9 protein-coding genes and 3 pseudogenes are annotated in these 10,633 nt (G+C 46.7%); 6 read left to right on the top strand and 6 right to left on the bottom strand.

Annotation, left to right across the window (positions count from 1 at the left end; genetic code table 11):
• Positions 1-192 precede the first annotated feature (192 nt).
• Positions 193-417: pseudogene (locus ACOTX3_RS25015) on the top strand (Tn3 family transposase); the annotation flags it as partial.
• Positions 418-495: 78 nt separating this feature from the next.
• On the opposite strand, the gene ACOTX3_RS25010 reads toward ACOTX3_RS25015, so the two are convergent.
• From ACOTX3_RS25010 to ACOTX3_RS25000, 3 genes and pseudogenes are all read right to left on the bottom strand, one after another.
• Positions 496-3,078: a nuclease domain-containing protein gene (locus tag ACOTX3_RS25010; protein ID WP_000449742.1), complete on the bottom strand. Its 2,583-nt coding sequence runs from the start codon at positions 3,076-3,078 to the stop codon at positions 496-498.
• Between the two features lie 2 nt (positions 3,079-3,080).
• Positions 3,081-5,288 carry an AAA family ATPase gene (locus tag ACOTX3_RS25005; protein ID WP_001162839.1) on the bottom strand — a complete coding sequence of 736 codons (2,208 nt, stop codon included), beginning with the start codon at positions 5,286-5,288 and terminating at the stop codon, positions 3,081-3,083.
• Positions 5,289-5,724: 436 nt separating this feature from the next.
• A pseudogene (locus ACOTX3_RS25000) lies at positions 5,725-5,949 on the bottom strand (hypothetical protein); the annotation flags it as partial.
• A 138-nt stretch (positions 5,950-6,087) separates the two neighbouring features.
• Here ACOTX3_RS25000 and istA point away from each other — a divergent pair.
• A complete protein-coding gene (istA, locus tag ACOTX3_RS24995; RefSeq protein ID WP_000627495.1) occupies positions 6,088-7,110 on the top strand; it encodes an IS21-like element ISSen3 family transposase in 1,023 nt (340 codons plus the stop codon).
• Positions 7,107-7,889, top strand: a complete 783-nt coding sequence (istB, locus tag ACOTX3_RS24990; RefSeq protein WP_001531258.1) for an IS21-like element ISSen3 family helper ATPase IstB — start codon at positions 7,107-7,109, stop codon at positions 7,887-7,889. Before istA ends, istB begins: the two co-directional genes overlap by 4 nt.
• A 303-nt stretch (positions 7,890-8,192) precedes the next feature.
• On the opposite strand, the gene relE is transcribed toward istB, so the two are convergent.
• Positions 8,193-8,480 carry a type II toxin-antitoxin system mRNA interferase RelE gene (gene relE / locus ACOTX3_RS24985; protein ID WP_000323025.1) on the bottom strand — a complete coding sequence of 96 codons (288 nt, stop codon included), beginning with the start codon at positions 8,478-8,480 and terminating at the stop codon, positions 8,193-8,195.
• On the bottom strand, positions 8,480-8,719 hold the full coding sequence (gene relB, locus ACOTX3_RS24980; protein WP_000534857.1) for a type II toxin-antitoxin system antitoxin RelB: 240 nt from the start codon (positions 8,717-8,719) through the stop codon (positions 8,480-8,482). Before relB ends, relE begins: the two co-directional genes overlap by 1 nt.
• A gap of 24 nt (positions 8,720-8,743) precedes the next feature.
• Here relB and ydfV point away from each other — a divergent pair.
• The 3 genes and pseudogenes from ydfV to ACOTX3_RS24965 all read left to right on the top strand — a co-directional run.
• Positions 8,744-8,854 (top strand): annotated as a pseudogene (gene ydfV, locus ACOTX3_RS24975) (protein YdfV); the annotation flags it as partial.
• A 206-nt stretch (positions 8,855-9,060) separates the two neighbouring features.
• Positions 9,061-9,210 (top strand): hypothetical protein, encoded by a 150-nt coding sequence (locus tag ACOTX3_RS24970; protein WP_000550473.1) that lies wholly within the window; start codon positions 9,061-9,063, stop codon positions 9,208-9,210.
• Positions 9,211-9,253: 43 nt separating this feature from the next.
• Positions 9,254-10,327, top strand: a complete 1,074-nt coding sequence (locus tag ACOTX3_RS24965) for a hypothetical protein (RefSeq protein WP_000557466.1) — start codon at positions 9,254-9,256, stop codon at positions 10,325-10,327.
• 77 nt (positions 10,328-10,404) lie between these two features.
• Here the strand turns inward: ACOTX3_RS24965 and ACOTX3_RS24960 are convergent.
• The coding region (locus ACOTX3_RS24960) for a hypothetical protein (protein WP_205247964.1) at positions 10,405-10,633 on the bottom strand (229 nt) is incomplete at its 5' end.

The following is a 10,633-nucleotide window of genomic DNA, read 5'->3' as shown; positions in this document are numbered from 1 at the left end:
CAGACACCGTCTGAATTTGCAGCGGGCTGGAGAAAGGGTCATTCTGAGAATGAAGATTCCGACGTTACTAACTGAGTGTTGTATCTAATCGTGGGGGCAGGTCACCACTGACGCAAAATCAACCCCTTACGAACCAAGATTGGTTAAATAATGCGCTTAACGTACAAAAATTTCCGATCTCCAAACTGACCCCAGGAAGATCAACTGGGCGCACTGGGGCTGGTCACTAACGCCGTCGTGTTATGGAACACTATGTATATGCAGGCAGCCCTGGATCATCTCCGGGCGCAAGGTGAAACACTGAATGATGAAGATATCGCACGCCTCTCCCCGCTTTGCCACGGACATATCAATATGCTCGGCCATTATTCCTTCACGCTGGCAGAACTGGTGACCAAAGGACATCTGAGACCATTAAAAGAGGCGTCAGAGGTAGAAAACGTTGCTTAACGTGAGTTTTCGTTCCACTGAGCGTCAGACCCCAAATAGAACCCGTCATACGGGAGACTCGCAGTTTGGACACTTTATGTTAATTGAAGACATAGGCATCAAAGACAAATAGGTCCAATACTCGCCATTCTTAATTAATCGTGTATTGCATGTACCACAGTGGGTATACACGGTAAAGTGTGTACACTCATTGCACCGATACCAACGCTTTTGATTATTTGAACTCATTGATTTCGTTACATCAACTACTTTTTCAGACCCGCAAGAAACACAAAAATTCACCGCATGAGTATCATCCGATGCTCCTCGAAAAGATGTATTGTCTTCAATGCCGTACTGTAGAAACATCCCTAGCATACGTTGGATTTCATCAAGATAGCGTTGCGACTTCATTGGGTTAGCACATACTGCACCATAGTTTGTAGCTTGACGTTGATGGTATGCTGGCTCCCAATCAAACATGGATAGTTCGCCCAAATAACTGTCTTTCGCCCATTCCTGTGGAGATACGACTTTCTCAACCGCATCTAACACGGGGTGCAGAACAAACACACTGTTTTCTTGGCATTCGCTATAATCTTTGCCGTTGTAAAGTTCATGGATAACCCCACCGATCCCGCCTCTAAGCTTGAGATAGGCAGCAGAATAGTACTTTGCATCGACGACTAACCGCTTTGAAATCTGGTTACCACTTTTGGTAATCGCTTCTACATCCAAAACAAAATCAGGGCGCTTACCATTGGCTAAGAACGGCTCGTATTGCAAGGTGACTTTTCTTGAAACATTAGGGTTGAAAAACTGAATGCTGATTTGTTCTTCATTGCCTTGAATATTCGCAATCAATTTTCGTTTCCAGTTGTCCTCTGGCAGATATCGGAATGCCTGAGTCAGCACTTTGATGATTTGCAGCAAACACCAACGTTCATAAATTAGTGGCATGTTGACTAGTCCAATCGCCTCGATTTTCTCCAGCGAAAGTAAAATGTCTTCATCGGCCAAGCCAATCTGCTCTTTTAACTTTTTAAAACCCGAGTGAACCGCTTGATAGGCAGGGTTTTGCACAAAAGTCATAGAGTTAGGAAAGGTGCTTTTACTTTTGACTTTGCATTGACGCCATTCTTTTTCTACTTGCTGGAAAGGCTTTATTTTGGGCGCCAGTACCTGATGCACTATTCCTACTTTTTCATGCTCACTAGCAAAGTAACTAAGGCGCTTTCGAATTGTCTCTCGTTCTTTCTCCTGTTCAGAGAGCTCTTCCGGTGTCAGCTTCGTTTTCCAACCATTTTCATTTAGAGCAATGCCTTGCTCGCGCAACTTGGAAAACTTCTCTTTATCTCTTAAGAGGGATCGTGAATCCGCCAGAATCGTTAGTTTGGATATGTACTCTGGGTACAAGATCGAAGCTGTTCCTCTCCTAGAGGGAGGAGGCATAATCGCCACCATGTCATAGTCGCTGTATGGCTGAAACAAGCTCGCGTAATACTCACCAGAACTAAAAATGGTATATCCATCAAGTTCAAACTGTTGCCAATCATCATGCTGGGACGGCTTAATTTTCGCCCACCACTCATTCTCAGATCCTGTGGTTTTTTCTAATCTGAGGTAACCTTTAGCGGCATGATTTTGCGAAAAATATTTATTGGCATTAATTTCACCTAACTGACTCGCCAACTCGGCATTGATTACTTCTGTATCAAAGCGCTTTTTAAGTCGTTCTAAGTCTTTAACTACTAGGTCACGGTTGATAATACGATAGTCTTTTAAACTGTCTAAACGCTCATTGAGCTTTTCAATAGCCCCAGAAAAACGACTCTTTTTGCTCTCAGCCACCTTAACCAATTGCTTTACAATGCTCAGCGTGCTCAAAACCACATACAGCACATACTGGTTTTCTGGCACGTTGTAACTCGGCTCAGATGCGCGGCTCGTTAAATGCTTACGCGAACCTTTGGTACAAATCTCCATAAATGTACGTGGAACAGGACGTACTTCTTTTGCTGGCTTTAACGCTTGAATTTCTTTCAGTTCAACTTTGGGCTTTTTGAGGATGGTTTGTGCATTGCTAAGAATTGATGCGACTAATGACAGCGCTTCTTGGTCGATGGCTGCAACCTGTGAATTTTTAGCGTCGCCCGTGATATGACTATTCTCATCGAGGATCAGCTCCCACAGGTCCGCTTTAAAATCTGACAGGTAACGTGAAAGATCCGATTTGGTCTGTTCGGAGATATCAATATCAAGCTTTAGTGTCGAGTTACCAATAACAAACGTGATCTGACCAGCCGTTCGCCTCGCTTCACTGCGCCACACCCGTTGTTTTGCGTCCCAATGAGCAGGCTCAACCCACCACACAGCATTAGATGCGGGATCGGTTATCGACTCTAACTGCTTTCTATCACCATTAGGCATGACAATGTAAGGCGGAGACTGATCACCCTGCTTAGTTTTTATCGCAAGTTGAGCAAAACGTAGCTCATCGACCTTAGGGTAGATGGTGGTGTGTGCGGAAAATGCATTGTTCCCCGTCTGCTCAAGCTTTAGCGAGTACTCCGACTCGCTAACACTGACTAAGGTTTGCTTATCGTGCCATTTGGTCTCGATAAACTTGATAACGAATGGAGTTTCCATGATTACGCCCAGTAGTTCACAACGCCATCATTCGATTCAGCCGTTTTAACTAAACGCTCTATCGATTTGGTGCATGAAAACTCCGCCGCTATTTCTACTTGGTTGTCCAGCAGCGACTCAAGGCGAGGTAAGAATACACGGCTAACAAGCTCAGCTTTACTGTAATCACCCACTTGCTTATCGCCATCAAATGTGAATTTTGGTAGCACCTTATGAACGATAAAGTTGTTGATGGCCAGAGACTTATTATCGTTTACATCGCTAAATAAACTTACATAGTTAAGCCCTTGTCGAATAGTTCGCATACCAAATTCCACGCCAAGCGGGTCGAAAACATCGCGGTTTAAAGTCGTAAATAACTCGCAGAATTCATTCAAACGTTCAAATTTCGGATAAGGGGTACGCTCACCAAGCTCTTCAATATCAAACACTAGCGGTAAAGTAACGTCGTCGAGCCCGTAAGAGTCAATCTCATCAAAAATAGCATCCCAGTCGGTCAGCAAAGGACTCTTGAACTTCATCACGTGTGCACGATCAAGTATTTTTGGTGAGAGGTAATGGGTTGTTTCGTCGATGTTGATAGCACCAATAATTCTTACGTTCGCTGGAATCGTGATTGACGAAGGCGTGCCGAGAACACCTGCCAACATACGTCTGATATCACCGTGGTATTTAATCAGTGAGTCTTTATCGCTAAAGCCAAACGCGCGCTTCATTTCAGCGTTAATTTCTTCATCTTGCATGAGCGCAACGAAGTCCACGATGCCATTTTTGCTGAACTTTTCTTGCGCGTTAGAAATGACAGAAACAACCCCTTTTAGCTCGGCAAGAACGTGTGCAGCTTCATCATCCGAGTAAAGTTGAATGGTCGGTTGCTCGTTACGCTCCTCTAGCTTAGAAAGAAAGTCGGCAAAGTAATATTCCACTCGGGCAAGGTTCATTTCGTCTAAACAGATGAAGTATGGGATATCTGGGTTTTGCTTAGCCTCGATCAATGCCTCAAGAAATGGTGTCGCCAAATATTTCTTCTCTAGGGGATTGTAATAGCCCAGCAAATCTTCTGAACTAGTCCAGTTAGGCTTAACCGGAATGATCTTAGATACCCCACCAATAGCCTTGGCAAACGACTGAACCAGGTTTGTTTTGCCTGAGCCTGAGTCCCCCGCCAGAATGATGAGATCATTGGTGCGAATAAGCGTTAGGAAGTTCTCGATAATATGGCGAGGGTACAGGATGTCTCGTTCTTTGAGGTACGCTTGAATGTAAGAAACTGCATCGCTGTAGTTTGAATAAAGGGCTTGTGAAAAAGAGATATGTTCACCACGCTCCTTATTAGACAAGGGGCTTCCAACAAAAAAGTCGAAATCTTCCTCATCCAAAAACTCAAAACTCTTCAGGAAGATGGCTTTCTCTTTGATGAAATCTGTTAGTTTCTCGACTTTTCTTGCCATACTTTCCTCTACTTTTCGGCTCTTTTCGATAATGACGTCTAACTCAGCTTTGCTTTCCTGAATCTTCAGATTTAGCCGATGATTATCATTATTTAGTTCTTCATTTCTCTTGATTGAGCTTTCAAGCTCTGTCGTTGATGCTGTGATTTTATCCTGTGTACTTTTGAATGCGTCTGACAACTCCGCCAACTTGTCAGTCATATCCTGTTGTTTTTCTTGCAACGCTGCCTCTAACGCTTCTGTTTCTGAGGCGATTTTATGTTTAACGCGCTTAACTTCTGCGTCATAAATAACTTTGCGTAGCAGTGTTTCATCTTCATTTTGAATTAGGGCTTGCCGATCTAAATTAGGTAATGCATCGGGCAGATAGGTCAAACGCTCAACCGTCTTATCATTGACGGCTAATAGAAATGGGTTGTTTTTTTTAGCTCTTTGCGGGATGGATGCTAACATCAGTTCACAAGCAACCATCCCTTTAGTGTCATTGCCTAACACTATTTTTGCTACTGATGGGGTTAAAAACACACCTGATTGCAATTCATGCGAATCAGCCAGAGGGTATTCTATGCTTTGGTTGCCACTAAGAGTTTTTGCGTTACGGATACCAGCCCAGTTCCCTGCCACGTTAATACTCAGTTCACCCCAGACATCAATTTTATGATTTTCCAAGCCCCAACTATCATAAAGGCGTTGGTAAAGCTCTTCATCAGAGAGCCCTTTAACCTCTTCAAGGTTGTAGATAACTTGTTCTAAAGCCATGATTTCTATTCAAACAATAAATAAAGGGATTACCTACGTGTTGCAAACTCAACACATCTACATCTCGAGAAAAACAGGTTTAGTTTTGCTTCTTATCTAGCACTTTTTAGCGAGATAATCACCAACGAGCATTTCAATAAATTCTTTAAGTTCCTGATATTAAACACCATAAGTCTAATATGGCAACAGTTTCTATAATCGCGTTTCGCGAATCCGTGATATGAGCACCAATGTTGACAGTGCCACTTACCACTACACAACTTCATATCGCGTCTACTCTATTGCTAACACTTTCGAGTGATCCGTACCAGCAAAAGTGGACACTTCGCTAAGAAAGTCTGGGGTCAAGTCTTGCAACGTGCACAACGTGCTTTGGCAAGGTCTGCTTTTGGCACATAAGAAATATTCAGAAATTTCGAATACTACATTAGCTCACTCACTTTACTGCAAAAACCGTAACCAACGTTTTCATTGAGTCACCCGAAACCATAACAAAGTGCATTTTGCTACCAACATGCTGCCAAAACTCGGCCTCTTGTGCATATTTTTTGGCTTTTTGGATAGAGGCACTTTCTGGTAACTGGGTTTTAGTTAGCCTTGGGCATAGCAGCTTTGTGCACAAAGCCTTCCAAGGATGCTTAGGTACACCGTCTGAAAGCCGCATTTAATCCCGATGTGCGGCCCTGTGGCTGCGTAAACAGGTTAATGGTGATTGTTACCAACGGTGCAAAACTGATCCACCCCAGCGGTTGAAAATTGATCCAGGGGTTAATCTGCTCCTCTGAATACAGGGGAGCTTATGATCACTTTTGAGATTCGTATGGAAATTAAAGTCCTGCACAAGCGGGGAATGAGTATCCGGGCCATTGCCAGGGAGCTGGGTATTTCGCGCAATACTGTCCGCAGCCACCTGAAAGCCAAATCTGAAAAGCCGCAGTATTCACCACGCCCGGCACCATCATCACTGCTCGATGAATACCGTGATTACATCTCTAAGCGGATCAGCGATGCGCATCCCTACAAAATCCCGGCGACCGTTATTGCCAGGGAAATCATGGAGCTGGGCTATCGTGGAGGGCTTACTATCCTGAGAGAGTTCATCCGTAAACAGACCCTGCCAGCACAGGCAGAACCGGTCGTTCGCTTCGAAACCGAGCCCGGACGGCAGATGCAGGTTGACTGGGGGACCATGCGAAACGGCAAGTCACCCCTGCATGTGTTCGTCGCTGTTCTGGGATACAGCAGAATGCTTTACATCGAGTTCACCGACAACATGCGCTACGACACGCTGGAAGCCTGTCACCGCAATGCGTTCAGCTTCTTCGGCGGTGTACCGCAGGAAGTCCTGTACGACAATATGAAAACGGTGGTGCTGCAGCGTGATGCTTACCAGACCGGGCAGCACCGGTTCCATCCTTCCCTGTGGCAGTTCGGCAAAGAGATGGGCTTCTCTCCCCGCCTGTGCCGTCCCTTCAGGGCGCAGACTAAAGGCAAGGTGGAGAGGATGGTGCAGTACGCCCGCAACAGCTTCTATATCCCGTTAATGACACGCCTGCGTCCGATGGGGATCACCGTCGATGTTGAAACCGCAAACCGTTACGGCCTGCGCTGGCTGTACGATGTGGCCAATCAACGTAAGCATGAAACTATCCAGACCCGCCCCTGCGATCGCTGGGTGGAGGAACAGCAATCCATGCTGGCACTGCCACCGGAGAAAAAACAGTATGACGTGCAGGTTGATGAAAGCCTGATGACCTTCGACAGGCAGCCGTTGCATCATCCGCTCTCCATCTATGACACGTTCTGCAGAGGAGCCGCATGATGGTCGAACTGCAACATCAACGGCTGATGGTGCTTGCCGAACAGCTCCAGCTGGACAGTCTTATCGGCGCAGCGCCGGCGCTGTCGCAACAGGCGGTGGATCAGGAATGGAGCTACATGGACTTCCTGGAGCACCTGTTACATGAGGAGAAACTGGCCCGGCATCAGCGTAAACAGGCGATGTACACGCGGATGGCAGCCTTCCCGGCGGTAAAGACGTTCGAGGAGTACGACTTCACCTTCGCCACCGGCGCTCCTCAGAAGCAAATCCAGTCGCTGCGATCCCTGAGCTTCATAGAGCGTAACGAAAACATCGTGTTGCTGGGGCCATCGGGCGTGGGAAAAACGCATCTGGCGATAGCCATGGGCTACGAAGCAGTACGGGCGGGCATCAAGGTTCGCTTCACAACAGCAGCGGACCTGCTGCTACAGCTGTCCACTTCACAGCGTCAGGGCCGTTACAAAACGACTCTCAATCGTGGTGTCATGGCCCCGAAGCTGCTTATCATCGATGAAATAGGTTATCTGCCGTTCAGTCAGGAGGAAGCCAAGCTGTTCTTCCAGGTCATCGCCAAACGTTACGAGAAGAGCGCGATGATCCTGACCTCCAACCTGCCGTTCGGGCAGTGGGATCAGACGTTCGCCGGTGATGCAGCGCTGACATCGGCGATGCTGGACCGGATCTTACATCACTCACACGTCGTGCAAATAAAAGGGGAAAGCTATCGACTGAAGCAGAAACGAAAGGCCGGGGTTATAGCTGAAGCTAATCCTGAGTAAACAAGGTGGATCAATATTAAACCGTTGGTGGTGGCGGTAAGTGGATCACTTTTTACCCGTTGTTGACAGTGATTGGTTCTTGCAAACCACATGCAAGTTCTATCAGCGTTTCAGTCACGCTCCGAAAGGTACACGGTTATCCTGATAAGGTGTGATCCCTCTGACAATCTGATGACGTCACTACGCTCCGCTTGTTGCTGTATCACCAACGGGGCTTTATGGCTGCAATTGTCTAAATCAGAGGGTGTCAACGCAAAGCAGAAGTGTCACCCTCGGTGCGAAACAGAGATGTCATGCTTTGGTTCAGAGAATGCGTTTGACCGCCTCGCTATATACTTCCGAGCGTTCTCTTTTCCCAACAGAAATCACGAAAACGACAACTTTCTCGTCTATAACCTGGTATACAAGGCGATAGCCTGAAGACCGGAGCTTAATCTTGTAACAATCAGGCATACCACGGAGCTTGTTTGCTTCAATCCGGGGTGACTCAAGTACTTCAACCAGCTTCTTTTTCAACTGTTCACGTACCGTCGAGCCCAGCTTTCGCCATTCCTTTAGTGCCCGCTCGTCAAAATCCAGAAAATACGCCATCAGAGTTCATCCAGCGTCACACGTACTGGCTTAGGCTTACGAAGCCGTTCTTTCACTATCTCCACAAGTTCAGCATCTTCATCACTCAGGAGTGTCTGTTTGAACGGCAAGCGTTCATTGTCAGCGATATACTCGAGCATGAGACGAAGCGCTTCAGAAGGAGTTACGCCCATTTTTTCAAGCGCGGCGTAAGAACGCGCTTTAAGTTCATCGTCAATACGCAGGTTAATGCTACCCATGTCTTACACCTCTTGTAATTACAAATGTCATTACAAGTATCGCACTACAACATGCTTAGGGCAAGTCACGAAGGAAGTCAGAAAGTAGTCGTAAGAACGGTGATCACTGTCCGCTTTGTGCCAGGAGCGGACGTTAAGGGTTTCCAAGGGAGCTATCTAATATGGCATCCACGGTGAACGCATTGCCAGCCGGGAAATGATGCGAATAACTGTGTTTAATTTTATCGAGTGAGATTACAATCGGTGGCGAAATCACTGTGCTGTGGCGGACTCAGCTCGGAATTTATTGAAACTATAACCTCGCTAGGGTCTTGCTCACATTGGGTAGGATCAGTCTTGTAATGCACCTGTTGTATGGCCTTGTTCATCCGAAGATCCTGCAATGGCTGATGGTGCATGAGAAGTTTGAGTGCAATGAGGTCAACACCAAAGTCTTTGCCCTCGATGTGGTGGCCAGCCAGCAACTAAGATTTATCCTCTATACCCACTAATCTCTGCAGCAGCTGCCGGCCCCCCGTGATAACGGAGATCAGGATGCATACACGAACAAAATTACCTGCCCCTCTCGCAGCTGATGTGGCGGCTCTCATTAAGAATGGCATGGATTTTCTGGATAAGGCACGTGAAGAGTTCGAGGCCAAACAGTACAAACACTCGGTAGTTAGTTTCTGGATAGCTGTAGAAATTTTGCTCAAGGTACCCCTTGCCAGCGAACACTGGACGCTGGTCTGCAGCGGTAAAAAAGTATCGCGTAAAAGCTACCTTGCCGGTGATTTTCAGTCGGTGTCCTTTGATGATGTCTGTACCCGGTTGAGGGATATCCTTGAAAAGCCCCTGCCTAAAGAAACCGAAGCTGTGTTTAATACCATTCGCAATCACCGAAACCGTGTAGTTCATTTCTTTCATACAGCTTTTAGTGATTCTGAGGTGGAGACCATTCTGGCTGAACAGGCTCGGGCATGGTTTGCACTGAACCGACTAATGCGTGAAGACTGGCAACAGCATTTTGCTTCACCACACAACTGGGCACTGGCATTAGGTGAAACACAACTCCTGCGAGGCAACGAGTTTTATGCCGAAGCCCGTCTGAAACATATCCAGCCCGAGCTGGAACAACTTGCGACTGAGGGCGCTGAATTTCATCCCTGCACCATTTGCCACAAGCCAGCAGCCATCATGGAAATTCTTGCCGTCGGGAAGAACGGTCCTACCGTTTATGAGCAAACTTGTCGCGTCTGTTTTCACTCAGAGCGCCATGTAAAGTTTACCTGTCCTGAGTGTGATACAGACCAGGTTCTGCCGGTGGAAGAAGAAGATGACGATACCTTCATCTGCCGCACCTGTAACGCAGAACTCTCAAGGTATAACTTGCTTGATGAGGAGAATTTTCGTCATGTGGACGAAATGATGTATCCCGATGGCCTAGCAAATTGCGCTCACTGTGAGGGCCATGAAACGGTCTGTGTGTTTGGCGAGAACTTCCTGTGCACACGATGTCTTGAGATCCATACAGGCTATGATACTTGTGAAATTTGTGGGACTCCCTGTGAAGCAATGGGCGAGACAATGAGGTATACGGGCTGCCCACATTGTGCGGATGAAGACTGAATCGCCACAAATTCAGTAGCCTTCTTTTAGCCTTCAACGTCTGCTCCTCGCTCTTAGCGGACATTAGCATAGGCTATTTACCATAACGCCTCATTACGCGTACCGCTCAGACGGCCTGAGCGCGTTTCTGACGTATCCCCGTTAAAAACAGTAACAAACCACCCGAAAATGCACGCCAGAAACGCTACGTAAGAATCTATGGCACTGTTGCAAATAGTCGGTGGTGATAAACTTATCATCCCCTTTTGCTGATGGAGCTGCACATGAACCCATTCAAAGGCCGGCATTTTCAGCGTGACATCATTC

The sequence above is a fragment of the Enterobacter cloacae complex sp. IR5384 genome (assembly GCF_049237265.1).
In the GTDB taxonomy this organism is placed as follows: domain Bacteria; phylum Pseudomonadota; class Gammaproteobacteria; order Enterobacterales; family Enterobacteriaceae; genus Enterobacter; species Enterobacter cloacae.
This window is presented reverse-complemented; position numbering and strand designations above follow the sequence as displayed.